Genomic DNA, 26,949 nt, shown 5'->3' on the forward strand with positions numbered 1-26,949 from the left:
TGGTCCTATGTCAAGTTTGAGTACAAGTTAAATTGAGGTTTCTATCAATCAGTTATCCAGCAATCAAAGCTGCCTTTTTCTTGTAGTTTGCATATAATTTTTCATAGTCATTGGGTGACATATAGTTACAGTGACTGTGAATTCGAACGGTATTATAAAACGTGTTAATGTATTCAAACACCAGCATATAGGCTTGTTGATAATTTTCAATCTTAAATCGATTCAGCCATTCTCGCTTAATCAAGGCATGGAATGATTCTATGCAGGCATTATCCCATGGATAGCCTTTCTTCGAATAGCTGCGGCACATCTGTGCGGTTTCCTTGATATAGGATTGCGAAAGATATTGACAACCGCGGTCAGTGTGGATTACTACCAGACGGCCTGGATTCCTGGTTTGCTTTGCCATTTGAATCATCCTAATAATGCCAGATGCATCCAACTTCCGGGATAAATTCCAGGTAATGATTTTTCGAGAAAACAAATCCATGATACTGGCCAGATACACAAATCCTTCAGTGGTCCAAATATAAGTAATATCGCTGCACCAGATCGTGTCTGGTCTTGGCGGATTAAATTGTTCTTGCAGAATATTAACCAATATGGCATCCAAACAACTACTCTGGGTCGTAACGGTATAATGCTTGACCCAACAAGCACGAATCCCCATTTGCCGCATGTAAAGGCCCACTGTCCTTTCGGAAATACATTCACCTTTCTGTTGAAGCAATTTAGTAATTTTAGGTGCTCCATAGATTTGCTTTGAATCTTCGTAAATGGTTTGAATCTGTTTTTTTACCTCCTTACGGTGCGTAGCTTGTTTGGATAATTTGCGATGACTCCATCCATAGTAACCTGATGTAGAAACGCCCAGTTCTGCCAGCACTCCAGATACCGAAAAATGGCGTTTCCCCTGATGGGCTTTTTCGGCTGCCTGTTTGACGCTATGGTAAATGGCAGGGATTATTTGTCTAGAATGCTGATAGCTTTTTTTAAGACATCGATGGCATCCTTGGCATCTCGTAATTCACGTTTCAAACGAGCGATTTCCTTGGCTTCATCAGATGCATAGTTTCCGGATCCGCGATATGGCATTTCCCCATTATCCCGTAATTGCTTTTGCCATCGGGACAGTGTCTGTTGGGAAATTCCTAAATTATGGGCACACCCAATCAGTCCTAAATCACGATGATCATGGTAATATTGGACAGCATCCACTTTGAATTGTTTGTTGAACTTCGTCATACTAAGGCCCCCTATATATACTTTTATTGTATCACTTTATGGAAAACCTCAGTTTGACTTGTCCTATTTATATGCTAGCACCACTGTCAGTGGCCGTATTGGCAAGGTGGACGGTTCGTATACTATCCCGGCAGGCTACCATAATGGCAAAGGCGCAGTTACCATCACGAACGAGGAACAAGCCAAGCTGGTCGCGGATAACATCAAGGCAGGTGTGACGATTCTGGGAGTAGCTGGCAAGGCTAGTGTGGTGGATACGGCAGATGCTACCGCAGCTGCGAGTACTATTGTGTCGGGTAAAACCGCCTATATTAACGGAGCGAAAGTGACAGGTTCCTTGACCTCTGTAGCAGTATCCCAGGATAGTCTGACCAAAGTGCTGACCATTGAATAGGAGGACTGAGCCATGAAAGTGGATGTTAAGATTGCGGGAGCTAATTACACGGAAGTTCCATCCATATTATTACCCCTTACAGCGGGAGGCAAAGCAAGGTTTTGTGAAGTGTCCGATACGACAGCCGAAATTGGAGATGTTGCTCGGGGAAAAAAGTTCTATACGGCCGATGGGGAACTGGTGGAAGGGACAGCGAACGTATCTGTTGGTGTGGATACCCGGAAGAAAATAACCCTGGTGCAAAAAGACCATCAAAAAATTACGATTACCTGCAATCATCCAGAGTTATCGATGCAATATGATACGGATAGAAATGCTGTGTATGCTACAGAATATCAAAATATGCTCGATATTACCCTAAAAGCAGACAATGATTATTACGTCGGGAAAATCACAGTTAATGGTAAAGAACAGGGCACTGTCAGTTCGAATCATCAATATGCTTCTGCGTCTATGCCGATTAGTGATGGCATGATTGTCAGTGCCACGGATGCAGTTTTGATTCCCACCAGTCCCTTTACGACTGTGAACCTTACACTGCAAGGACAAGGCTCACAGTTCCTTTTAGGAAGTCTGCTGATGACCTTAGCGCAGAGTCCGGACAGTCCTAAGATAGAAGGGATTGTTGTTGCCGAGGATGCGGATAATAAAGGGATGATATTCCTGGTAAAAGAAGAACAGCGCTATGCTGCCTGTAAGGCTGAAGTCACAACGGGAACGGGGATCAAGGAAATCATAGACTTGACATATAATATAGACACAGATTTAGGGGCAACAATGTCTGGGAAAATTTCTGATACTTTATACACTTATTTAAAAGAGCGTTCGGAATCGAATGCAGAAGTGACACTACAGATTAAGGTGGTAGCGTAAGTATGTTTGAAAAAGTGAATATCCCTGATTGCATAGTCGTCATCGGGCTGGTCATGGCACTGATCTTGGCGATTTTTTATGCCCTCAACGAGCTGGCCATGTCCATCGCTTCTGGCTTGCTCGGTTACATCGGCGGGACCGTGAAAACCGCTGTTCATCAGAAAGGAGAAGAAAAGCAATGAAAGTATTCCTGAACCCCGGCCATGCGCCGAACGGGCATCCCGACCCAGGTGCCGTCAATGAAGAAACGGGCCTACGCGAGAGTGATGTAGCATTGGCCGTTGGTAAATCCGCTGCAAGCTATCTAAATGCTGCAGGCGTAGAAACAGAACTGCTTCAATCTGACAGCCTGTATGAAATTTGTGAAACCGCCAATAGCAGTGATGCCGACATCTTCGTGTCCATCCACTGCAATGCCGCTGAAGCCGAAGAAGCCAACGGCACAGAAACCTGGGCCTGCACCGGCAGTTATCGTGGCAGCATGCTGGCCAACTGTATCCAGAGCCAGCTGGTCGATGCTCTCGGTACCACTGACCGGGGCGTGAAAATCGCAACGCCCGGCGTTAACGGCCTGTATGTTCTCACGAACACGGACATGCCAGCTGTCCTGGTCGAGTTGGCCTTCATCACTAATCCCAGCGATGAAGAAATCCTGGCCTCTGCCCAGGATGCCCTGGCCAGAGCAGTAGCCCGGGGTGTCACTGATTATGAACAACTGATCTTGGGAGGTAAATGACTATGAACCGTGAAGAAATCAAGAAAGCCGTCGCCGATACGGTTGTATCTTTTGCCAGGAGCGAAGCCGAAGCGGCCATCAAGTCCATCGACATGGAGGACATCCAGAAGCTGGTGGAAGCGCAGATGAAGAACCTCACAGACCCACTGGAAGTGGAAATCCAGACCACCACCAGTTGGTGGGTGAAGATTCGGAACAGGCTGTATATTACTTTGCTGCAGCAAGCGGTCAAAGCTATTGTGGCTGATGCAAAGCAGAAGATTGTATGAGAAAAGCCGATACGGAACATCGGGAAGGATGTTCCGTATCGGCTTTTTTGTTTTTATAGTACTTAGTAATAGCCGTTCTGTCCTGTTACTCCTGAAGACCAAAAATTTAGGAGGTATCCATCATGACGGACGAACAGAAACAACAGATTATTGCTCTGCGCCGAGCTGGGGCAGGGTATGGCAGGATAGCGATGCAGCTCCAGATTTCCATCAATACGGTGAAGTCGTTCTGCCGGCGGCACAGTCTGGTAACCAGGATAGATGGAGCAGTATGCGAGCAGTGTGGGAAGCCTATTGATCAGAATCCGGGGCGGAAGCGGAAACGGTTCTGCTGTGATGCCTGTCGGAACAAGTGGTGGAACGCACATCTGACGCTGGTGAAGCGGAAGGCAGTCTATACTTTTACTTGCCCGGCCTGCGGAAAAGCATTCACTGTCTATGGCAATAGTCATCGGAAGTTCTGCTCTCATGCTTGCTATATTGCTTACCGGTTCGGAGGTGTCCGCCATGGATAAGAAGTTATTTTTTAATGAAATAACTTTTCAGGTAACGATAAATCTGGCAAGGAAAATGTTGAATGATAAACTTATTACCAAGAAGGAGTACCAGTCCTTCAAGAAGGAAATGCTTCATAAATATCAACCGTTTTTCGGAGGGCTATACACTTGATAATTCTACTGGTTAGAGTGATATATATAGTTGGAAGGAGGGCTCAACTATGGAAAAGAAAATGTGGAAAATAGAACAGAAGGTTACCGAAATTTCCAAACGGAAGCGGGTTGCTGCCTATGCCCGAGTCTCTGTAGAGTCAGAGAGAATGCAGCATTCCCTATCGGCTCAGATTAGCTATTACAGTTCATTGATACAGAAAAATCCTGCGTGGGAATATGCGGGGGTATATGCTGATTATGGTATTACTGGAACAAAGATTATTAAGAGAAAAGAGTTTCAACGTATGCTTGCAGATGCAGAAGCTAGAAAAATTGATATTATTCTTACGAAATCCATCCAGCGGTTTGCACGTAACACGGTTGACCTGCTTAAGACGGTTCGGCACCTAAAAGAGATTGGTGTCGAAGTCTGGTTTGAAAAAGAAAACATTTGTAGCCTAAGTGGTGATGGAGAGCTGATGCTGACAATCCTTGCCTCCTTTGCTCAGGAAGAAAGCCGCTCTATCAGCGACAATATCAAGTGGAGGTTTCAAAAGAAATACGAAAAAGGAATTCCCCATGCAAAGTTCTTCATTTATGGGTACCGATGGAAAGATGGAGAACTAGTTATCCAGAATGAGGAAGCAGCGATTGTTCGGAGAGTCTTTAAGGGGTATTTAGCAGGGAAAACGCGAAGAGATATACAGCGAGAGCTTGCCAATATCGGAGCTCATACGATGTACGGCAACCTATTTCAGGATTCTACTATAAAGCAGATGTTGCAGAATCCTGTATATAAAGGAAACCTGGTCATTCAAAAGACCTTCGTAATAGATCCAATTACCAAACATCAGGTCATAAACCATGGAGAAAAGGATAAGTATGTAGTGGAAAATCATCATGAGGCCATTATTGATGCAGCGACATTCAATCAGGTTCAGGAAGAGATGGCATGGCGTAAGGAGGCGGGAAAGCAACGTGGCGGATATGCCAGAAATTTCCTAAACACATCCTGCTTTACAGGAATCATCAAGTGCGGTATTTGTGGAAAGAGCTACATCCATAACATAAGAAAGTACAAAGGCAAACCGAGTGAATATTGGTCGTGCCTGTCAAATAAAGGAAAAGCGGAGGAACGGTGCGGAGCCTATGGTGCCATTCCACAGCCTGCTCTTGAACGCGCTTGTATGAGTGCGCTTGAAATGGCAATTTTTGATAAGACTGAGTTTTTACAGAGGGTAGAGAAAATAGTGGTGCCGGCTTATCATTCCTTGCTATTTTACTTAAAGGACGGCAAGGTTATTAAGCAGCCATGGAAATCGACAGCGTTAAAGGATATGTGGACGGAGAAACGGAAGGAACAAGTACAGCAAAGAATGGTCCAATACCGTAAAAGTGGACTGTCCAGCCGTTATAGTGCCTTTTCAGAACGTATCTTTTGCCCGACTTGTGATGTGAAATTTGTCCGTTGTTTGGAAACACGTAAAAATAGAAGAGTAGCGTATTGGCGGAGTCGGAACAAATATAAATGTGTCCACACTAGCGGCATCCAAGAAGATTGGCTGAAAAAAACAGCGGCAGCCCTTCTTGGCGAATCTACATTTGATGAGCAAAAATTTCGGGAACAGGTGGAATGGATTGAGGTTCAGAAGAATCGGACCCTGTTGTTCCGGTTTTATTCTGGAGAAAATAAAGAGGTGCAATTGCCATGAAAAAAGTGCAGGTCATACCAGCTACACTACAGAATTACACAGAAAAACCTATTCATAGCCAGAAAAAGAGAAGGGTCGCCGGGTATGCACGCGTTTCAACCGACCGGGATGAACAGCTTACAAGTTATGAAGCACAGGTTGACTATTATACAAATTATATAAAGGGACGCAGCGACTGGGAATTCGCTGGGATGTACACGGATGAAGGAATTTCAGCGACAAATACCTTGCATAGGGAAGGCTTTAAAAGTATGATTCGTGATGCAATGGATGGCAGAATTGACCTTATCATTACGAAATCGGTCAGCCGTTTTGCGCGGAATACGGTGGATAGCTTGACAATCGTACGTAAGTTGAGAGATAACGGGGTCGAAATCTACTTTGAAAAAGAAAACATCTGGACACTAGACGCCAAAGGTGAACTTCTTATTACTATTATGAGTTCCCTAGCACAGGAGGAAAGTAGGAGTATATCAGAAAATGTCACTTGGGGACATCGGAAACGGTTTGCTGATGGGAAGGTCAGTTTGGCATTCAGTCATTTTCTTGGTTATGACAGGGGAGCGGACGGCAATCTGGTAGTGAATAAAGAGCAGGCAGAAACAGTAAAACTGATTTATCGTTTATATCTTAGCGGGTACACCTTTCATTCTATTGCAAAGAAATTGACAGAGCAAAAGATTCCAACACCTGCGAGGTGCAAAATATGGAGACCCAACACGGTGCGAAGTATTCTCATGAATGAAAAGTACAAAGGTGATGCGTTGCTTCAAAAGAAATTTACGGTGGACTTTCTTACGAAAAAAAGTAAGAGGAACGAAGGGGAAGTACCGCAATATTATGTGCAAAATAACCATGAGGCTATTATCAGTCCACAGGTATTTGACTTGGTACAGGAAGAGATGCGGAAGAGAAAAAATAGTAAAATTCGTCATAGCGGTATCTCCATTTTCTCCAGCAAAATCAAATGTGGACAGTGCGGCAGTTGGTACGGAGCCAAAGTTTGGCACTCGACTGATAAATACCGCCAGACCGTATATCGCTGTAATGATAAGTTCAAGAGACATTGTAAGACGCCACATCTGACTGAAAATGAGATAGAAAATATATTTGTCCGAGCAGTCAATCAACTTATCAAGAATAAAGATGAGATCCTTAGCAATATTATTCTGTTAAAGATTCGCCTAGTTGATACTACAGATTTGGAAAAGAAACGAAACGCATTAGAATTCAATATGAACCTGTTAGCAGAACGGGTTCAGCAACTCATCTCCGAAAATGCTTGCTTGACACAGGATCAAGTGCAATATAACCAAGAGTACAGCGAGCTAGTTAACCGCTATGAAAAAATAAAAATAAAGTATGACCAGATTTGCGATACCATGAAACAGCGTACAAGTAGGGGCCAGCAGCTAGAAAGATTTATTGAAAATTTACAGAAACAGGAATTTATTAGCATTTTTGATAAAAGACTGTGGTGCAGTTTGGTAGATTTCATTACTGTAAATGAGAAAGATGATATTTGGGTGACTTTTAAAGATGGCACAGAAATCAAAGCATAAATGGATATTTGGAAATGCAAGAGAGAAACGACATGACTTTCCGGGAAAACGGAGTACAGTATGTTAATGTATAGCATTCATATATTATTAACTTAAGCTTCACAGTTGATACCCCGCTGATTTATCTTTATTAGTAATCCGCGAAATAAAAATAGCATGAACTCATTCCGTTTTGTATAATAAAAGTAACGAAAATCCACAACACAAACGGAAGGCTTATGCCATGAATATTGTACAATATCATCACTCATGTGAAGTATCATCTTCCAAGATTCGTCAATTCTTTGCCGAATTCCATGTCAGCCAGTTCTTGCGAAACTACAATGTCTACAAGATGTGCGGCTTTGCAGTCATGACCGCAAAGCGCGTCCGAGGCAGTGTTTCAGAGGCGGTTCTTCTACCAACGGAAGCTGGAACGGTTTATTCCCAAGCAATGCCATTGCCGTAGAAACTGCTATCCTGTCCTTGCATTTGTACGATGAGCGAAACAGGGCTGTCGGTCTGTGTTTTGAGCCATTGCTGGATCTTCGCGGCATCGGTCGGGGAAAGTGGGGCCGAGACAGTGAGTTTTGCAAGAAATTGTTGTGATTGACTGCCTGATGTGCTTGCGTCCGTACTGTGGGCGGGCATGGTGCTGCCTTGGGCGGCAACAATTTGTGGAAATAGCGCAGGGAGCTGAGCATTCATAGCAACGGTGATTTGTTCATCGCTTTGCTGTGTTTGGTAGGCCGGATAATAAAGTCTCGCGAGCTCTTTATAGGATTTTCCTTTATCGTTGGCAACCAGTCCTTCGATCCGGTTCGTGATGATTTGTTGAATCTCTTTTTGACCGATGGTGTTTACATTGCCTTGCACGATGTGTAACTTGGCATCTGTCAGTTTGGAATACGACTGCATCGAGGCCTGGAGTTCTGCCACCTGATCCTCGGTTAGTGGTGTTCCAATGAGATCGACCGTTAAGAGTCCATCTTTGAAGGCATACGATACGGCACTCACTTTTTCAGAGGCGACTTCTTTTGCTATAAACGTTTTGATCTGCGTATCGCGGATGTTGTCGTTGACTGTTAGATAGGCCATGTAAATGCTAGGGATGGTGATGACGATGCCCGCGATTAGGAGAATGGTCCGCTGGTATTGCATGTGGCTTTCGTTGACCGTCGTCGATGCCGGTACGCGCAGCACCTTGAAGACTAAGAATGCGGAAAGCGTGATAAAGAATGCGTTGATAAAGAACAGGTAGAGCGCGCCAAGTACGAAGGTAGAAGAATGCGTGGCGATGCCGTAGCCTGCGGTGCAAAGCGGTGGCATCAAGGCCGTGGCAATAGCAACGCCTGGAATGACATTCGTTTTTTCTTTTCGGGTGTTACCAATGGCGCCAGCGATACCGCCTGCTAGTGCGATGATAACGTCCCAGATGGTCGGGGATGTGCGCGCTAAGAGTTCGGAAGATGCATCGCTGATGGGCGAAAGAGAAAAATAAATCGCCGAGGTAATCAAGGCGAAGGAGACTTAGAAGCCAAGCTTTACCATCGAATCCTTGATAAATTGCATGTCATAGGTTGCCATTCCGTAGCCTGTTGCGACAAGGCCACCCATTAAAGGGGAAATGAGCATGGCACCGATGATGACTGCGGTGCTGTTCATATTGAGGCCGACGGACGCAATGAGGATTGCGGTGATTAGAATGACGAGATTTGCGCCTTTCACCGAAGCATCGGACGCGATCCGCTGTCGGATTTCAGAGAATGGGGCCGAGTCGCCCTTGAGGTCTAAGAGTTGTGAAAAATTGAAGTTCATAGGGATAGATCTCCTTTCTGTTAGTTCCTATCTTTCATGATAGCATATTTTTCTCCGGAAAATCATTGTTGTACAGAAAAGTCTGATAATAATAGGTAAAATAGGAATAAAAGGAGTATTCTCGAGAATTTTTATATTGGCTAATTGTATAATGAAACTGAACACATAAAAAGATCCGTAGCGAATACCTTCATGTTATGATTTATAATGGGCCCCTTGTCTAGACCACAGTAAAAATTTTTAAGCTTATTACGCGACTTCTGTTAACGACTGAGAAAAATGTGAATAATATACGGCATCCGGTGTTACATAATCAAGTGCAGCATGTGGGCGAAGCGTATTGTATTCTGTAACATACTCGCTAATTCGTTTACGAAGATCTCTTGGAGATGAAAATTCGTTGGGATAGATCAGCTCTGTCTTGAGCGAGCGGAACCAACGCTCAATCATGATGTTGTCTGCCCAACGACTCTTTCCATCCATGCTTTGACGAATCCCAAATGCCTTTAACACATTCTTGTATTCGAGACTTGTGAATTGAGATCCTTGATCTGAATTGATGATTGCCGGCACGCCATGTTGAGAAATGGCCTCTTTGACAGCCAAGATGACTGATGATGCGTCCAGCGTATCCGACAAATAGTGTCCAACAATTTTACGACTATGCCAATCAATAATGGCTGTTAAATACATATGGCTGCGATTCATCGGTAAGTAGATAATATCGATGGACCATACCTGATTAGGAAACCGAGCATCGTAATTGCGAAGCAAATACGGCACCACAGCCTCTTTGCTGTTTCGCTTGGACAAATTAGGCTTTGGATAAATTGCGTAGATTCCCATCTTTTGCATGAGACGCCGTACAGTCTTACGACAAATATTGTACCCATTTTCCTTGAGTTTGATAACGATCTTTCGTGATCCCATATAAGGAAACTGCGTATGGATTTTGTCTATTTGCTTCATCAGATCTTCTTGCAGGGCTTGGTATGTTGTATTTTGTGGCCTTTCTTGATAATACAGGCTCGATCGATTGATACCCAGTAGCTGACATTGCCGACGCACAGATAGGTCATGATTCTTTTTGATCATAGTCTGGGATGGGTGGAATGGGTGGAATGGGTGCTCCAGCTTGGCGAAAGCAGTCCTGAAGAAAATCACGTTCCAGGGTAAGCTGTCCAATGGTTTTCAGCATCTGATCGTTCTTTTTCTTCAGATCTTCCTCCTTCCTCTGAGCCGTTTTTCGCTCAGTGTTTGTCCCAAAGGCAAGATAGGCATTTGCCAAAAAGTCCTGTTTCCATTTTCTGACCATCATGGGATTTAGAACATGTTCTGCACTAATTTGGTTGATATCTTTTTCGCCTTGTAATACGGTCAAGACAATTTTGCTTTTGAATTCAGATGTGTATTTTCTTTTTGGCATGATGTGTTCCTCCATATTTAATTGGATTATATCATACACTTAAAAATAAATTTACTGGTCTGAATTCATGGGTCCATTATATTGTTTAGGAAGTAAAATGATGTTAAAATAAGAAAAAATGCACCGTATAAAGTTTAACTAATCTATTAAAGGTGCTGAGTGTTATTTTATGCTATTTTTAATATAAAGGAGGCGATTAGATTGAATAGAATTTACAAGGTTATATTCAATCACGCAAAAGGGCAGTACCAGGTTGTTTCAGAATTAGCAAAAAATGGCGGGAAAACGTCGGGCAATTCTTTATTAAGAATAATTATTAAATCGGGGGGGGTACTGACTAGTACCGTATTAACAGCTGTGCTTGTATTTGGAAGTGCACTTTATGGTAGCGCTGAAGTTGTTCATGACGGTGATATTTTGAATGCCGGAACTAACATTTCTGTAACTAAAAATGACACAACAAAGACAATCACAATATCCACTGATGGGGTCGCAACCAGTGCAGAAGTGGATGCAGTAAAAACAGACGTACAAAATAACCAAACAGCTATTGCTGCCAATACGGACAAAATTGCGGATAACAGCACAGAGATCGCTAACAATAAGGTCGGAATCAGCCAAAATTCCAATGACATCCAGAAAAACAAGACGGATATTGCGGCGAATAAAAATGCGATTACAGCCAATACAGGAAAAATCGACAATAATACGGCCGATATTACAGAACTAAAAAATGTGAATTCTGCTTTAGGCTTGGATAAAACAAAACCGGGAATGAAGTATTTCCGTGCCAATTCCACAGGAGAGGACGCTGCAGCGGTGGGGAAAGATGCTGTTGCCATCGGTGTCAGTGCAAAAGCAAACGGCAAAGATTCTGTGGCGCTGGGCGATGCTGCTCGTTCTGCTTCATCTGCTGATAACAGTATTGCCATTGGCCGAAAAGCTGTCAGCGGATCTTTTAACGGTATGACGGCTGATGGCGACAGTTCTACTGTGGTTATAGGCGGAGGCAAAGCAAGCATATCCATCGGTGATGCAGCCAATGCTCGGGGAAACTCTTCGATTGCCCTGGGGGATGGAGCGACGGTCTATAATGATGGGACCAATGCTCAGCTCAACGATAACAGCATGGCAATTGGAACGAAGGCCCGTACGGTTGCTTCGAATCATGCGATTGCGATGGGCAACAATGCTGCTGTGACGCAAAACAGTCATAGTGCTGCAGCGATTGGAGACAGCGCAAAGGCTGAGGCGGAAGGCGCACTGGCTCTAGGCAAAAGTGCGGCTGCTTCTGGAGCTGACAGCATTGCGGTTGGAACAGAGGCAGTCGCCAGTGGAGCAGATGCCTTGGCTATGGGTAAGAGTGCGCAAGCCAGTGGAGCAGATGCTGTTGCTCTTGGGAACGGAGCTGTTGCTGGGAGCAGTGCTTCTGTGGTTTTGGGCAAAGATGCCAGTGCCAATGCCGTCCGGTCTGTCGTACTTGGCCCTAATGCAGGGGTAGGTATGGTAGGGGATGTATTAGGGGCGAAGGGATCCCATGTAGTCATCGGAGACGGTGCTGGCAACAATATTGACGGACAACAGAACATTGCAATTGGCTACAAAACGGGAAATGATGTCAAAAGCGATCATAATGTTGCCATTGGTTCTGAAGCTGGGACCAATATCGGAGCAGGCGGAAACACATCGGAAGGGAAAAATGTTTCCATTGGATATCATGCTAATAAAAACGATTCTGCTGTATCGCGGATCCAGTCTACGGCTTTAGGCAGTGAGACGAAAGCTGCTGATGATGCCGTTGCAGTCGGGTATCAGGCACAGGCGAATGGAAATGGATCTACGGCAGTCGGGTTTAACGCCCAGGCTGCAGATGCGGCCAGTGTAGCTTTAGGTCAGGGCGCACAGGCTTCAGGCGGCAATGTTGCTATTGGCAATGACTCCGTGGCTAACGCCGCTATGATCAGTGGGACTGGGTATCTGACAGGACAGGCGGCTCCCAAGACTGCCGTTTCCGTCGGCAATGCATCGGCGCTGCGCCGTATTACCAATGTAGCTGACGGGGCACTAGATCAGGATGCCGTGACAGTGGCACAGCTCAAAAAATCAATCGATGCTACGGTAGCCCAGGTCAATGCCAATGTTTCTTCGGCAACGGCAAGCGGAGTTTATTATGATACGGTCACTTCCGGAGATGGAGACAGTATTACTCTCCGTAATAATGACAATAAGGGAACGAAAATCCATAATGTCGCCGCAGGGACATTGGGGACCGATGCAGCCAATGTAGCCCAGGTCAAAGAACTTGTAGATACGGCAAAGACTCATTACTATTCTGTGAAATCCACGAATCAGAATAACTATGACAACGATCTGGCCACGGGTGAGGATTCCATGGCGGCCGGCGTGAGCGCCAAAGCTTTAGGGGACAGGAGTGTTGCGCTGGGGAATAATACAGAAGCGCAGAGCCTTGGCAGTATTACAGTGGGAGCCGGTTATGAAGATCCGGTTAACCCGGGCAGCCTGAAACAGACGTTAGCCATCAGCGGTTATCAATATAACACGGCAATCGGGGCTGGCGCTCAGGCAGCCGGAAATCATTCTCTGGCTATAGGGACTTTGGCAACATCCTCTATAAAAAATGGTGGAAGCAGCGTAGATAAAGCTGTTGCCATTGGCTATTCTGCTGGCGTTTCTGATGACAAAGCCATCGCCATCGGCAGTGATGCCAAAAGCAACAGCAAAAGTGCTTCCGCTATTGGTGATACGGCTCAGGCACTGGCAGAAAATGCTCTCGCAGTGGGGACGAATGCACAGGCAGAAGGTGTTTCTTCCGGGGCAATCGGTACCCAAAACCGGGTCACTGGGGCAAATACATATGTTTTGGGCAGCCAGAACAGTACGGCTGCAACAGGTACAGCTGCTGATGTAAGTGCTTCGAATTCGGGGATCTTTGGGAATGAAAACCGAATGGAAGGGGACAGCAATCGTATTGTAGGGAATCAAAACGTGCTGAAAATGGAATCCCTTTCCAATAATTCTGCCAACCTGAAAGCCTTTGGTAATATTTTTGTAACGGGCAATCAGAATATGGTTACCGGGGATCCGGATACAAGTACAGCAGGCGATGCGGGTATTGTATCTGATATCGCTATTACCGGTTCGAAAAACACTATCCGAGCCAAAAATCAGAAAAACAAGGATTTGACGGATATCCAAATCATTGGCAACCAGAATACCCTTGATGCCACGGCGCAGAATACGGATTTGTCCAATACCCAGATATTGGGCAGCCATGTAACAGCCACTTTGGGGAATTCCGTCTATCTGGGCAGTAACTCTGCTTATGTTGCATCAGGAGCCACTACGAAAGGGATGGATGCTTACAGCAGCAACGGAACCTATCAATACGCTGGGGGGACCCCTGCTGGTATTGTAACGGTGGGCTCCGTGGGGAAAGAACGGCGCATCCAGAACGTTGCGGCCGGTCTGGTCAGCGCAAAGAGTACGGATGCTGTGAATGGAAGCCAGCTTTACACCATGACGCGGCCTCTGCGGTTTGCTGGAGATAATTCGACCATTGGCAATACTTCAGAAGCAGATGTCAATGTGCTCCATCGCGGTTCCGACCAGGCTATGTCCCTTTTGGGCGGTGCTAACAGCAACAATTTAAGCGATAATAATATCGGGGTGGTTGCCAATTCAGCCAATAATACGATGACCGTAAAATTGGCAAAAGATGTGACTGGGCTGAACAGTATTACGTCAAAAACCATAAACGCTGAGACGGTAAAGGCCGGCGATACCACCGTCAATAATCAGGGAGTGACCATAGCTGGAGGACCTTCTGTGACCAAAGAAGAAATCAATGCGAACGGTACGAAAATTACCAACGTAGCTGCTGGTACAGCGGATACAGATGCTGTCAACGTCAGTCAGTTGACGAAACAGTCTGCTGATTTAACGGAAAAAGGGTTCGGATTAAAGGATCAGGATGGAAATATCGTCCACAAATCCCTGGGAGAGGATATTGAAGTTACCGGGGACGGCAAAAATATTTCTACGAAAGTGGAAAACGGAACGATGAAAGTGGTCCTGAACGATGATCTGAACGTGAACAGTGTGACGACCACCGACGATAAAGGAAATAAGACCGTGACCAAGGGAAGCGGCATGACCATCACGGATAAAGATGGGAATGAGACAACGATTGGTGCTGGGGGTATTACGATCACGCCGAAAAATCCGGCACCAGGGACTTCTTCAGTTTCTTTGACAGAAAAAGGGCTGGATAATGGTGGCAACCAGATTCACAATGTGGCTGCCGGCACTGCTGGAACGGATGCTGTGAATGTCAGCCAGCTGAAAGATGAAATTGCCAAGAATGCTACTAAATTGGTAGATGGGAAAAATACGACAGTTACAGGCACAGGCACAACGGAAGATCCGTACAAGGTCAATGTCAATGATAATCTGAATCTGGGTGAAAAAGGCGAAAATGGTATAGACGGTTCCATCGGTGTGACGGGCAAAGATGGCTCAGCTGTTACCATCAATGGGAAAGATGGCTCTATCGGAATGAATGGAAAAGACGGGAAAGATGGGCTTACCATGAAATCTGCGAAGGGTCAGGATGGCGTGGATGGTTCCAATGGTGCTAATGGTATGACCCGTATTGTTTACGAAGATGATGGGCATGTCACCCATGAAGTTGCCACATTAGATGATGGACTGAAGTTTGCTGGAAATACAGGATCTGTGGCCAAAAAACTGAACAGCACCATGACCATCAAAGGTAATGGTACGAAAGCGGACGCAGAATATGATGCTTCCAACATCAAGACTGTAGTGGATGCAAATGGAGATCCGGTCATCGGATTGGACAAGAATCTGAAGGCAGATACTGTTACCGTGGGCGGCCGGGGCAAAGACGGCGCTGATGGCATCAATGGGGTTATTGGTGTAAAAGGTGCTGATGGCAAAGATGGGGTTACCATTTCTTCTATAGGTAAAGACGGAACCAATGGTACCGATGGTCATATTGGCATTAATGGCAAGGATGGTGCTTCTGCTGACATCCATGTTGTAAAAGGTGTGAATGGAGTAGACGGCACGGATGGCTATAATGGCACGGATGGTATTGATCGGATTGTCTATGAAGATCACAATGGGAATACCCAGACGGTTGCCACTATGAACGACGGAATGAAGTATGGCGGTGACGTAGGGAATGTAATCAGTAAAAAACTCAATGGGCAAGTGAATGTAGTTGGGGGCGTTACGGATTCTTCTAAACTGTCAACGGAAGACAATATCGGAGTGGTATCTGATGGAAGTGACAACCTGAAAATACGGCTTTCAAAGGATTTGAAAGGACTGGATTCGGTTACCACGAAGACTGTTACAGCAGACACTGGGAATATCACGACGGTAAATGCCAGCACTGTCCACGTTGGAGACACTACCATAACGACGGGAGAGATGACAATCCAAAACGGTTCCGCAGGTCAGGATGTTACGCTCAATAAAGATGGGCTGAATAATGGTGGAAATAAGATCACCAATGTAGGTCCTGGAGATATTTCATCGACCAGTACGGATGCCGTAAATGGAAGCCAGTTGTACCGTGCGGAAAACCGGATCAGTCAATTGGGAGATCGAGTGAACCGTGTTGGGGCAGGTGCCGCGGCTCTGGCAGGATTGCACCCATTGGATTTCGATCCAGATGACAAATGGGATTTTGCTGCAGGGTATGGTAATTATAAAGATGCTCATGCAGTCGCTATCGGAGCGTATTATCGTCCTAACGAAGATACGATGTTCAGTGTGGGAGGTTCCTTTAGCGGAGGCGAAAATATGGTGAATGTTGGTGTCAGCTGGAAATTTGGGCAGAAGAGCCACATCTCCCGTTCACGTGTTTCCATGGCTAAAGATATGTTGGCTATGAAGAATCAGATTGAAACGCTGACAAAAAAATTGGCAGCCTATGAATCGGGTCAGCCTGCAAAATTGGTTCCTACAGCAACCGGAACTATGATCTTCCCAGATGTACCGGAAAATCATTGGGCTTATGAGTATGTTAAGAACTTAGCGGAACGAGGTTATCTGAAAGGATATCCGGATGGAGAATTTAAAGGCGATAGAGCGATGACACGTTATGAATACGCAGCCATTATTTACAGGGCTTTACAAAATGGAGCGCCTTCGGATGGTAACATGACCCGTTCTGTAGATGACTTTGGTCCTGAATTGGTTAAAGTGCAGAATATCGATCGTTTCCGCGTAGACCGAATTTCCGGTAAAGATAATGATCGGCATAAGGTGGAACGTGTACGGGTAAATGATAAAGATGATAAAACCCAAAATGTGTACCGTGATGTTTACGGAAACCATATTCAAAAGTAGGGCACGGTAGATAAGAAGTATAAAAGCGCCAGTTGCTCGAAAGGAGTGACTGACGCTTTTATATTAGTGTTGAATATAAAGTTGGGCTTGAAGATGGGTTACCAGTAGAAGTGTATAAGTATATAAAATATAGTTTTTTATGATAGTGTTGATAGATGATATCTGGGAAAATTTTAAATTCTGATTGCAGTTTGACTTTTTTATTCATCATCACTTGGTTAATTTAATAGTTGGTGCATATTACAATTATAAGCCACCAACACGGGTTAGAATATATTGGTCATTATTTTTGATTAAATTATAGAACTCAGATTTGCTATTTACCCATAGGCCTTCATTTTTTCCATTACCTGCAATCCAAGCCGGAGCTATGGTTTTTACTGAATATGATACATCATAATAGTGATTGTCTGTCTTACTGGTATCGTTTATTGGGCCATTAATTCGATTAATTTTATAATCGAAAATTTGATTTTTAGTGAATAATCTCTCGGATTTATAATAGTCAAATTCTTGGATTAGTATTTTGTTAACAATTTCTTTTTCTGATAATCCCTCTACGTCTGATATTGCTATGTGATTATATTGAACCTTTTCGGATGGTATGGATTCATACGAATAGAATAATAAATATACAACTCCTATTAGTATAATCACTATAGTTTTTGTTTCTATTTTCTTAGCCTTAATGCATTTATAGATGGTAATAATTATCACAAGAAAAGTGACGATATATAATAAAAACAAAGAATCACTTATAAACATAATCATTTTTAATATCACCTATTTTCGAAAAGCACAATAGAATTAAAGATTAAAATAAAAAACGCAAGTTTTTAGAAAACAGTGGAATAGATGAGCTATTTTTTACATCGATAAATATTAACTTAAGTGTAACGAAGATACGCCAATACAATCAAATTATATCATGAATTGTATATAGATGATAGATGTGAGTAAAATTGGGGCTTAAATATGTTTTATAGTGCCAAGGACAAATTTAGGGTTATGTTGTAGGCCTGTTCAGTTGGCAAACTTCCGTCCTTTTCAATTCAGAATTTTTATGAAATTAATAAAGTTAACTGCAATATTTTCAAAATTGAGATTTGTCGTAATTTGAAGAATTATAAATTAATTCTTCAAATCGACTTTTAACTATTGCGGATCTGGGCAACTTCATTGCAATTAATAAAGAAATTCCTAGTGAGAAAGGAGTTAGAAAAAATAAGAGGGTTAAAATTAGTATCCACCTATTTTTTTTAACATGCACACGGGGTGTTCAAAATTCTGACTATCGTTCGATTGTATCAAATACGGACACCTTTGAGATGATATTGCAACGACGGGCGCATCCCTTGAAGAAGCGGCCCGCCTCCTCAAAGAAGGCGGGGCGGAAAAGGTGGTGGGACTCGTCCTTGCCAGTAATGCGCCCATGGCGTCCGTTTCCAATTTGGACTGATGGGAAAGAATTTAAACTCATTGGGTCTCTAAGTTCTCGCTACGCCTTTACGCACGTTGCCTTGGAACTCGATTTCTTCAAAACGGGTCCGTTCCGCTAGGGAGTCGTGTCATCCATTTAAAAATAGAACCCTATCAGATTGATATGACTCTATTTTTTATGGGAAGGCAATCCAATCTTCCAACACGGAAACATCTTTCGATAAATGGGAGGGGAGGACGATTCTTCGGGCTGTAAGGGTTCATGTTGAAGAAACTCTATCTGAAGACGAGGTATGCAAAAAGCGCGATGCTGCCTTGAAAGATATTTTTGAAAAACAAGACGAGTTCCTGAAGGAAATGCAGTTCTAAGGCTGGCTCTTATCGTTTTTGTAAGGGACAAATTTTCTTAACAAGCGTACAAGCCAAAGAAATGAGCCATGTAGAAAACGCTTTTTTCTACATGGGACTCATTAAATAAAGAGGTCACCATCCAAATCACAAGACGGATTTGGATGGTGACTCTCTGTTTTTCGTTTGAGATAGGTGCCTTTTCCGCAAGAGAGCATCACAGCATCTTTGCGAGGCTTCCTTACTGCGCCCGCGTCATGAGAACGACTGTCTCGACATGGCATGAGAGGATAGCAAGAACGTCATATCGCTTTTTTTAGTCGTTGAACGTTGTCGGGAACATATCCACCGTTTTTTGTCTAAAGTCCTAGTTGTTGGAAACATATCCACGAAGTATTTTAAGGACAATTTTTTATTAGTAACGATTCTATAAAATGAAATTTTGATTTATCCCGTATATGCATTATCTGCAGTATTTTTGAAGTTCTGCTTAGATAGCCATTCTTCTTCATCCCTGTTTTCAGGAATATCTATACGCTCAATCTTGAAGATAACTGGTCTAGTTCCATCATTGCAGCAAGCAATCATCATGCGTTCGTCATTTGTCCAGCCGTGCATGATGGATCCTCCCTGCAGCGCAGTATATACATAGCGACTAACTGCATCCCACGCTTCACCGCAAAACTGACCATTCATCAGATGGTAGAAGTCATCTTTTTGGGATGTCCTATCCAAAATAAATTCATCTCCAACTTTAAAACACGGACATGGTCCAGACTTCGGATCAGCAAGATATTTTTCCTGCAAATCCGGAAATACCTTAGTTTCCAAAACCGTTATTTTGCACTGATGTTTCATATTTTTCTCCTCCATACAACTTCCGATTTGTTTGTCTAACCTTATATTTAATTAAGGCGGAATGCATGGATCGAACTTGCGACCTTTGCCCGCAAATATAAAATGCACCTTGGCGGTGTACAAGTTTCCGCCATAATTCACAATTACTGATTTCTATCTCTATTAGACTATGTTATATCATAAAACACGTCTTTTTGCTTTCCCACTTAGACTTGTAATCACAAAATACCCTGCATTTCTGCAAGGTGTTTCATTATTTATACCTACTTTACTACCCCAATACTAGTACCGGATTTAAACTTGGGAATTTGATACTTTCTCAATAACCTCATAATTGAAAATCCACTCATACTGCCCTTTAAGGCTTATTTTTTGTCAAATTTATCATTCTTCTCTTAAGTACTCTTTAGTAATGTGTTGTAATATCCATGGGAGGGATTACCATGAGACTGCAAATTTCCAAATCTAAGAATGCTCAATCTTTTTACGTTATCCGTTCTTGCTATATTAATGGCAAACATTCTTCTAAGGTCGTTGAAAAATTAGGCACTTATGAAGAACTTAAGAAAAAGCACGATGATACTGTCGCTTGGGCAAAAGAATATATCCAACAGTTGAACGAATTAGAAAAAGAGCAAAAGCGTGAAATTGTGATTCATTTCAAGCAATCCAAGCCTATTCCTATGGATAAACAACTCCAATTTTCTGGAGGCTATCTGTTCTTGCAATCGTTATACCATCAATTAGGCCTCCCTGCTATCTGTCAGGATATTTCTTCCCGTTATAAATTCAAGTTTAATCTGAATGAATGCTTGTCTCGACTAATATATATTCGCATTCTTTACCCTTCTTCTAAGCTAAGCAGCTATGAGTATTCTAAAAAAATGCTTGAGCCCCATCAGATGGAGTTACATCATCTGTATCGTAGCTTAGGGATATTATCTGCGGAAGATTCCTTTATCCAATCGCAGCTGTATGCCAACAGCGAGCGGTTATGTGCCCAGAATAGTAAGGTGCTGTATTACGACTGCACCAACTTCTTCTTTGAAATCGAACAAGAAGACGGTATACGCCAATATGGTCCTTCCAAGGAGCATCGCTCTAGTCTTATCGTCGAAATGGGATTGTTCATGGACGGCGATGGCATCCCTTTGGCGTATTGTCTTCACAGCGGCGATACGAATGAACAAGTTACATTACAGCCCTTGGAAGAAAAGATTGTACATGACTTCAACCTATCTCGCTTCATCGTCTGTACTGACGGAGGCATCTCCTCTCTTTCCAACCGGAAATTCAATACCCGTGGGGAACGCGCCTTTGTGACGACCCAGTCCATAAAGAATTTAAAGGCTCATTTAAAACAATGGGCCTTGGACCCGAAGGGATGGAAACTGTCGGGAACCAAGAAAGAATATGACCTGACAGACTTAGACGCATTAGGACCCGAATATGAAGAGATGACGTTCTTCAAGGATCGATGGATTCAAGAAGATGGGCTGGAACAGCATTTAATTGTGACGTTTTCCTTAAAGTACAGACACTACCAACAGAATATACGGGAACAGCAGATACAGCGCGCTTCTAATGGCATATCCACTCACAGTAAGTCCCTTAAGGCATACGGCACGAATGATTACAAACGTTTCGTCAAGAAGACAAAGATTACCGTTGATGGCGAAGTAGCCAAGAAAGAACTATATGAGATGGATGACGAACGGATACGGAAAGAATCTCAATATGATGGGTTTTACGCGGTATGCATCAGTTTAGACGAATCTCCTGAAGTCATTATTCGTATAAACCAACGACGTTGGGAAATAGAAGAATCCTTTCGGCTAATGAAGACGGAATTCAAGGCACGGTCAGTCTATCTTTCCCGAGAAGACCGTATACGCGCCCATTTCCTGATATGTTTTTTATCTCTGACCTTGTATCGGCTGCTTGAGAAAAAGCTGGGAAACTCCTATACGCCCCGTGAGCTGATTCATACATTACAGGATATGAACTTTCTTCAACTTCCTATAGACGATTACGTGCCAGCGTATACACGTACGGAGATTACCGACGCCATACAAAATGCCTTCGGATTCCGAACGGATTATGAAGTACTGAGTGAAAAACAAATGAAAAAAATTTTAAGAACTACTAAGAAAATATAAAACTTACTCACTTTTTTTCGCAGATATAAAGAGCTAGAAACGCCTATAAATACGCATTTCTAGCTCTTTATTATTTTGAAAGTATTAATTATAAAATAATACTATAAATACTGCAAAAATACAATATAATAATCAAAAACATTTCATTATCGCAGCATTTAACCAATTTGTCAAATACATAACTTTTCAACATGACTTATCCAATGCCTACTTTTCCGTCCCAATACCTATTTTATTCTTTAATGCAAAATATATGCGTCTCTCAGGCATAGTATACTCCTGAAATTATACTGCCAGCAATCGTTTAAGGGGTTTCACTCCCAAAAAACAGAACCTAACCTTGGTAATAAAAAAGGAAGTTTGGCTTTCAACCTTGCGAGTCGAATTTCCAAACTCCCTTTTGCAAATATGTCTGTTACTTTCCATTGTATCAACGATAGACGGATTACATCGGACTTCCAACAGTCGTTGATACAATCTAATTTTTCTACTGTTGAATTATTGAAACAGGTGCATTTGCACACTCCAAAGCAATTGTGCCGCAATTATACAATAAGCCATTTTAGAAAAATTACTCCTCAACTACAAATTGGAATCTGACGTGTAAACAATGCACATTTAAACTTCTATTTTCTATAGATCCAGCTGCATGAAAATTGCATTTGATGCCGGATTAACATTGTATTTTTCTATAAATTTAAATCCTACCTTTTCATATATTTTAATAGCACTACTCATAAATGGAACTGTATCTAATCGCATGTACTTATATCCTATTGCTCCGGCATCTTCAATAATCTTCTCAGATAACATATTACCTAAATGATTTCCACGAAACTCTTCTCTAATATAAAGTCTCTTAATTTCACAATAGTCATCATCATTTTTTGTTAGGGCCACACAGCCAGCAAGCTTTTCATCTACTAGTGCAATATACATTTTTCCGTTTGAATAACCATATTTTTCACTGAAATGATACATTTCAGTGAAAATTTCTGTGACGATAATGTCTTGCCTACTTCTGGATCCTCTTTAAGAATCATATCTGTGTATTATTTTACTAGTTCATAGAATTCATCAATCCTATCATAAGCAGGTACAATTTCAATCATCATTAAACTCCCACAATTCCTCTGTCATCGAATAATTAGCCCAGGTATTATTTTCTTTTGTATCAGTAAGTTTAAAATCAAATTTTGCATACAAATGTCTTGCTGCTTTACAGATATCAATTGTCCATAGGCTTACATGGGTATATTGCATTTTCTTACAGTAATCCATTGCTGTCTGCATTAAAGCCTTACCTGCACCTTTTCCTTGTAATGAAGCATCCATACCGAATAATCTAAGCTGAGCATCATGTTCTCCTCTATCTATTACACAGATAGAACCTTTGATTTTTCCACCGTTCTCTATAATCCACATCTTATTTTTTTCAGGATTATCGAATAATTCCTCGCAAGCGTGAAGGAAATATTGCTCTGTACTAGGCAGAAAATCAAACTGCGTTTCAAATATCTTATAATAAAAATGTGAAACTAAGCTTACTTCACCAGATCCTACTTCTCTTATAACAAAATTACTCATTTATTTTATCTCCATTCTTTGATAATTTTTCTTCTATGCAGATCATGGCATTACAAACAGCATCACAATCCTCTTTGTTCAGATTTTCAATCATTTCAAATATTTTATTGTATGTGATTTCGATTACCCTTTTCGCCTCATCTATTCCATATTCAGTAAGTGATATGTCTTGGCTGCGTCCATCTGTACTAGAAGCTTTTCTTGTTATCATATTTTTCTTTTCGAATCCAGATATGACACGGCTAATATATCCCTTATCTAACAGTAATAGATTGCATAAATACTTTGCACTAAGTCTTTCGTTTTCATAAAGCTCAAATAGAATACGATTCTCTGTAACAGAATATCCGCTATCTAAATAATTGCGATCCAATATTCCTATGAGAGGTGTGTAAAAACGGTTGAATTTACGAATCTGTTCTATAGCATCAAGTTTCTCCTGCATCTTATTACCTCCATCAGGTTGCTTGAAGCAACTAAATGAATTATAAATGTTTTAATTGCTTTTGTCAACCTATTAATTATTGTTTTATTCTATAATGGCAACTAACTTTTTCATATATTCATTAAAGAAAAGAGCAATTGTAAATATCTACAATTGCCCTTATCGGTGTTAAAGATATTTAATTTTTATAAACTTATCTCGATGATAAAATTACGATTTATATCATTCGTTCAGTAGCCACCCATTATCTCCATGATAAATCATCTGCTTAGTCATTCCACCATCAATGCAGATATTTTCACCGGTGATGAAACCCGCCTTGTCCGAACTGAGAAAAAGAACCATATTGGCAATATCCAATGGATTTCCTACTCGCCCTGCTGGGTGTTGCTTAGCATCTGCTTCGTCATTATCTTTATAGGCATTATCAATCCATCCCGGAGAAATAGAATTCACTCTTGCTTTGCCAGCAAATGATACTGTCATCCCATGCGTCAAGGCTACGATGCCACCTTTGGCAGCAGTATAGCTTTCCGTCTGTGGCTGACTCATTCGATCTCTTGATGATGAGATATTGATAATTGATGCTCCACTTGAAAAATGCGGAGCAAATAATTTGCTCAAGTAGAATAGAGCCGTCATCCCAACTCTAAGAGCGTAATTAAAATCCTCATAGTTGCATTCGTCAATGCCTTTCATTGGCGGCAGGACATTATTGACCAATACATCTACGTGCCCATAATCCGTTATTACTTTTCCAGCAAATCTTTCTAGCGTTGCCTTATCACTGATATCTCCAATAAAATAATCATTATTGAGAATATCTATAATGCAGACCTTCACACCACGACTTTTGAACTCATCCACAATGCATTTCCCTATTCCCTTTACTCCGCCAGTGGCAACTACAACTTTATTAGTAAAACTCATTTTATCCTTCAAAATAATCAACTCAACCTACAAAATAACTATCCTATCTACACAACCTACCATATTTTCAAGCTGTCAACTCAACTCTCTGAATTTCTCCAAGTCGATATGTTCCCACTAAGTTATTTTATATAAAAATTAGGGAGTCGAGGATTTTCCCCTTGACTCCCCAAAATTCCTATATTTCAAGGGTTTCTAAGGCTATTTACTTCTGTACTCTTGACATCAATACCACTGTCTCGACATGGCTCGTGTGAGGGAACATATCAACGGGCTGGACTTGACGAATGTTATAGCCGCCTTCACAAAGGATGGCGGCGTCACGGGCAAGAGAGGCCGGTCCGCAGGAAACGTAGACGACGCGTTTGGGACGCACGGCAAGGATGGCGTCAAGAACGGGCCGCTCACAGCCGGCTCTTGGCGGATCAAGGACAACGACGTCGGGGCGGATTCCGTCCCTCACAAGAAGGGGCAGCTCTTTAGCCGCATCAGCACAGATGAATTCACTGTTTTTGATGTGATTGTCCCGGGCATTTTTTCTGGCGTCAGCAATCGCTGGTGCGACAATCTCGATTCCCAAGGCGTGCCGTGCCTTTTGGGCGAGAAAAAGGGTAATCGTTCCTGTGCCGCAGTAAAGGTCGATAACGTTTTCCTTTCCTTCAAGGGCGGCATAGGAAAGGGCAGTTTCATAAAGGCGCTGCGCCTGCAGCGTATTGACTTGGAAGAAGGAATGGGGGGAAATGACAAAGGTTAGGTCGCCCAAGCGGTCATGGATGACACCGGGCCCATAGATTACCTTGTTGTGGGGACCCATAATGACGTTTGTGTGGCGGGTATTGACGTTCTGTACCAAGGTAACAAAGCCGGGGATGGCTTCTTTCAGCATATGGGTCAGTTCCTTGAGATGGGGTACACGGTCCGTATTGGTGACAAGGACAGCCATGACCTCTCCGGTCTGGACGCCGACGCGGCCCATGATATGGCGCACGATGCCCGTGCGGGCGTCTTCTTTTAACGCCGGGATATGGTAGCGTTCCATCCAGGCACGGACGACGGCCGTAAGTTCGTTATTTGCATCATGCTGGATGAGGCAGCGCTTTACGTCAATGACGTGATGCGTGCCCTGGGCAAAGCAGCCAATAGACAGGCTGTGCTTTTTCCCTTCTGCCACAGGGACCTGCATCTTGTTGCGGTAATGCCACGGATCATCGGCTCCCAAAGTGGGATTCACGTTGATGCCCGAAAAATGACCAATGCGTTCCAAGGCATCGATGACGGTCTGACGCTTTTGAACAAGCTGCGCCTCATAGGCTAGATGCTGGATCTGGCAGCCGCCGCAGGCTTCATAGACAGGGCAGGGCGGTGTGATTCGGTCCGGACTGGGGACCAGGATCTTTTCCAAGCGTCCCAGGCCGTAGTTTTTCTTTTTGGCTGTGACTGCGGCCGTTACTCGTTCACCAGGAAGGGCTCCGGGGATAAAATAGGTAAATCCTTTCACTTTACCGACCCCTTCACCGGAACTGCCCAGCCCCGTTATGGTGATTTCAATATGTTCGTTAGGTGTGGTTGTGCGTTTATCTCTTTTCATACCAATCATTATAGCGGGGAAGAAGAGGGAAGGCAACTTTTCCCTGTTTTCTCTTTGTACAAAAATTGTAAAGCTAAATTTACCTCAAAAAAACGATATTTTGAAAAAATGAATCATCTTGCAAAATTAATGATTGACAGATAATATCTTCATCATCTACCATAAGAGTAGCTATTCAGGATAGAGAGACGCTTCTTGATGTGTACCCCAAAAACTGGACGCATATAAATTAGTTAAATGGCATTAGTGGATGTTTCCCGATATATTTCGGGAGGCATCCATTTTGTTTTTTTCTGAATCCTTTCCTTGTTGAAATAATGAATGTATTCTTTCACTGCTTTAGCAAATACCTTGAACGAGGTGTATTCTTTTTCGCTTCCGTAATACATTTCATTTTTCATCCGACCAAAAAAGGTCTCCATAATACTGTTGTCATAGCAGTTGCCCTTACGCGACATTGACTGTATAATTCCATGCTTTTTCAATTCACTTCTGTAATATTCATGCTGATACTGCCATCCCTGATCC

The 26,949-nt window shown here is 42.8% G+C and carries 25 protein-coding genes and 1 pseudogene; 12 read left to right on the forward strand and 14 right to left on the reverse strand.

Features of this window, described 5'->3' with window-relative positions; all coding sequences use genetic code 11:
• Window positions 1-52: 52 nt before the first annotated feature.
• Window positions 53-1,027 (reverse strand): IS3 family transposase, encoded by a 975-nt coding sequence (locus H503_RS0109540; RefSeq protein ID WP_155877848.1) that lies wholly within the window; start codon window positions 1,025-1,027, stop codon window positions 53-55.
• Window positions 964-1,245 carry a transposase gene (locus tag H503_RS0109545; RefSeq protein WP_026385695.1) on the reverse strand — a complete coding sequence of 94 codons (282 nt, stop codon included), beginning with the start codon at window positions 1,243-1,245 and terminating at the stop codon, window positions 964-966. Before H503_RS0109545 ends, H503_RS0109540 begins: the two co-directional genes overlap by 64 nt.
• Before the next feature lie 58 nt (window positions 1,246-1,303).
• Here H503_RS0109545 and H503_RS12035 point away from each other — a divergent pair, with 58 nt between their 5' ends.
• From H503_RS12035 to H503_RS12995, 10 genes and pseudogenes are all read left to right on the forward strand, one after another.
• Window positions 1,304-1,639, forward strand: coding sequence for a hypothetical protein (locus H503_RS12035; RefSeq protein ID WP_248604862.1), 336 nt, complete (start codon window positions 1,304-1,306; stop codon window positions 1,637-1,639).
• A gap of 12 nt (window positions 1,640-1,651) precedes the next feature.
• Window positions 1,652-2,512 (forward strand): hypothetical protein, encoded by an 861-nt coding sequence (locus tag H503_RS0109555; protein ID WP_026385699.1) that lies wholly within the window; start codon window positions 1,652-1,654, stop codon window positions 2,510-2,512.
• 2 nt (window positions 2,513-2,514) lie between these two features.
• Entirely contained in the window at window positions 2,515-2,694 is a 180-nt protein-coding gene (locus H503_RS0109560; protein WP_026385700.1) for a hypothetical protein, read from the forward strand.
• The gene (locus H503_RS0109565) at window positions 2,691-3,248 is read left to right on the forward strand and encodes an N-acetylmuramoyl-L-alanine amidase family protein (RefSeq protein ID WP_026385701.1); all 558 of its coding nucleotides are present in this window, start codon (window positions 2,691-2,693) and stop codon (window positions 3,246-3,248) included. The genes H503_RS0109560 and H503_RS0109565 overlap by 4 nt, the downstream gene beginning before the upstream one ends.
• Window positions 3,249-3,250: 2 nt before the next feature.
• Window positions 3,251-3,517, forward strand: coding sequence for a hypothetical protein (locus H503_RS0109570; protein ID WP_233539607.1), 267 nt, complete (start codon window positions 3,251-3,253; stop codon window positions 3,515-3,517).
• Window positions 3,518-3,639: 122 nt separating this feature from the next.
• Window positions 3,640-4,032, forward strand: a complete 393-nt coding sequence (locus H503_RS0109575) for a hypothetical protein (protein ID WP_026385703.1) — start codon at window positions 3,640-3,642, stop codon at window positions 4,030-4,032.
• Window positions 4,025-4,186, forward strand: a complete 162-nt coding sequence (locus H503_RS12895; protein ID WP_299000320.1) for an SHOCT domain-containing protein — start codon at window positions 4,025-4,027, stop codon at window positions 4,184-4,186. Before H503_RS0109575 ends, H503_RS12895 begins: the two co-directional genes overlap by 8 nt.
• A 49-nt stretch (window positions 4,187-4,235) precedes the next feature.
• Window positions 4,236-5,879, forward strand: coding sequence for a recombinase family protein (locus H503_RS0109585; protein WP_026385704.1), 1,644 nt, complete (start codon window positions 4,236-4,238; stop codon window positions 5,877-5,879).
• Complete coding sequence (locus tag H503_RS0109590) at window positions 5,876-7,441, forward strand: recombinase family protein (RefSeq protein WP_023054281.1); 1,566 nt, start codon at window positions 5,876-5,878, stop codon at window positions 7,439-7,441. Before H503_RS0109585 ends, H503_RS0109590 begins: the two co-directional genes overlap by 4 nt.
• 223 nt (window positions 7,442-7,664) lie before the next feature.
• Window positions 7,665-7,851: pseudogene (locus H503_RS12995) on the forward strand (IS4 family transposase); the annotation flags it as partial.
• A gap of 10 nt (window positions 7,852-7,861) precedes the next feature.
• On the opposite strand, the gene H503_RS12040 reads toward H503_RS12995, so the two are convergent.
• The 4 genes from H503_RS12040 to H503_RS0109605 all read right to left on the reverse strand — a co-directional run bounded on the left by H503_RS12040 (window position 7,862) and on the right by H503_RS0109605 (window position 10,664).
• Window positions 7,862-8,938: a DUF389 domain-containing protein gene (locus tag H503_RS12040; RefSeq protein ID WP_211219255.1), complete on the reverse strand. Its 1,077-nt coding sequence runs from the start codon at window positions 8,936-8,938 to the stop codon at window positions 7,862-7,864.
• Between the two features lie 12 nt (window positions 8,939-8,950).
• Window positions 8,951-9,238, reverse strand: a complete 288-nt coding sequence (locus tag H503_RS12590) for a DUF389 domain-containing protein (RefSeq protein ID WP_211219256.1) — start codon at window positions 9,236-9,238, stop codon at window positions 8,951-8,953.
• Between the two features lie 249 nt (window positions 9,239-9,487).
• Window positions 9,488-10,333, reverse strand: coding sequence for an IS3 family transposase (locus tag H503_RS0109600; protein WP_026385706.1), 846 nt, complete (start codon window positions 10,331-10,333; stop codon window positions 9,488-9,490).
• The gene (locus H503_RS0109605) at window positions 10,314-10,664 is read right to left on the reverse strand and encodes a transposase (protein WP_026385707.1); all 351 of its coding nucleotides are present in this window, start codon (window positions 10,662-10,664) and stop codon (window positions 10,314-10,316) included. The genes H503_RS0109600 and H503_RS0109605 overlap by 20 nt, the downstream gene beginning before the upstream one ends.
• Window positions 10,665-10,865: 201 nt before the next feature.
• On the opposite strand from H503_RS0109605, the gene H503_RS0109610 reads away from it, so the two are divergent.
• Window positions 10,866-17,066 (forward strand): ESPR-type extended signal peptide-containing protein, encoded by a 6,201-nt coding sequence (locus H503_RS0109610; protein WP_026385708.1) that lies wholly within the window; start codon window positions 10,866-10,868, stop codon window positions 17,064-17,066.
• 246 nt (window positions 17,067-17,312) lie between these two features.
• Here the strand turns inward: H503_RS0109610 and H503_RS0109615 are convergent, their stop codons facing one another.
• Window positions 17,313-17,837 carry a hypothetical protein gene (locus tag H503_RS0109615; protein ID WP_026385709.1) on the reverse strand — a complete coding sequence of 175 codons (525 nt, stop codon included), beginning with the start codon at window positions 17,835-17,837 and terminating at the stop codon, window positions 17,313-17,315.
• Window positions 17,838-19,301: 1,464 nt separating this feature from the next.
• Entirely contained in the window at window positions 19,302-19,712 is a 411-nt protein-coding gene (locus tag H503_RS0109620) for a TIGR04076 family protein (RefSeq protein WP_009014510.1), read from the reverse strand.
• Between the two features lie 443 nt (window positions 19,713-20,155).
• Between H503_RS0109620 and H503_RS0109625 the strand changes: the two genes are divergently transcribed.
• Window positions 20,156-21,871 (forward strand): IS1634 family transposase, encoded by a 1,716-nt coding sequence (locus H503_RS0109625; protein ID WP_022227468.1) that lies wholly within the window; start codon window positions 20,156-20,158, stop codon window positions 21,869-21,871.
• Window positions 21,872-22,504: 633 nt separating this feature from the next.
• On the opposite strand, the gene H503_RS0109630 is transcribed toward H503_RS0109625, so the two are convergent.
• From H503_RS0109630 to H503_RS0109655, 6 genes are all read right to left on the reverse strand, one after another.
• Entirely contained in the window at window positions 22,505-22,852 is a 348-nt protein-coding gene (locus H503_RS0109630) for a GNAT family N-acetyltransferase (protein WP_009014508.1), read from the reverse strand.
• Window positions 22,853-22,975: 123 nt separating this feature from the next.
• The gene (locus H503_RS0109635; RefSeq protein ID WP_022227469.1) at window positions 22,976-23,458 is read right to left on the reverse strand and encodes a GNAT family N-acetyltransferase; all 483 of its coding nucleotides are present in this window, start codon (window positions 23,456-23,458) and stop codon (window positions 22,976-22,978) included.
• Complete coding sequence (locus H503_RS0109640; RefSeq protein ID WP_016459412.1) at window positions 23,451-23,903, reverse strand: MarR family winged helix-turn-helix transcriptional regulator; 453 nt, start codon at window positions 23,901-23,903, stop codon at window positions 23,451-23,453. The genes H503_RS0109635 and H503_RS0109640 overlap by 8 nt, the downstream gene beginning before the upstream one ends.
• 222 nt (window positions 23,904-24,125) lie before the next feature.
• Window positions 24,126-24,833 (reverse strand): SDR family oxidoreductase, encoded by a 708-nt coding sequence (locus H503_RS0109645; RefSeq protein WP_009014506.1) that lies wholly within the window; start codon window positions 24,831-24,833, stop codon window positions 24,126-24,128.
• 205 nt (window positions 24,834-25,038) lie between these two features.
• Complete coding sequence (rlmD, locus tag H503_RS0109650) at window positions 25,039-26,421, reverse strand: 23S rRNA (uracil(1939)-C(5))-methyltransferase RlmD (protein ID WP_009014505.1); 1,383 nt, start codon at window positions 26,419-26,421, stop codon at window positions 25,039-25,041.
• 233 nt (window positions 26,422-26,654) lie between these two features.
• On the reverse strand, window positions 26,655-26,949 hold a 295-nt coding region (locus tag H503_RS0109655; RefSeq protein ID WP_026385710.1), incomplete at its 5' end, for an IS3 family transposase.

This window comes from Acidaminococcus intestini DSM 21505, assembly GCF_000425045.1.
Lineage (GTDB): Bacteria > Bacillota > Negativicutes > Acidaminococcales > Acidaminococcaceae > Acidaminococcus > Acidaminococcus intestini.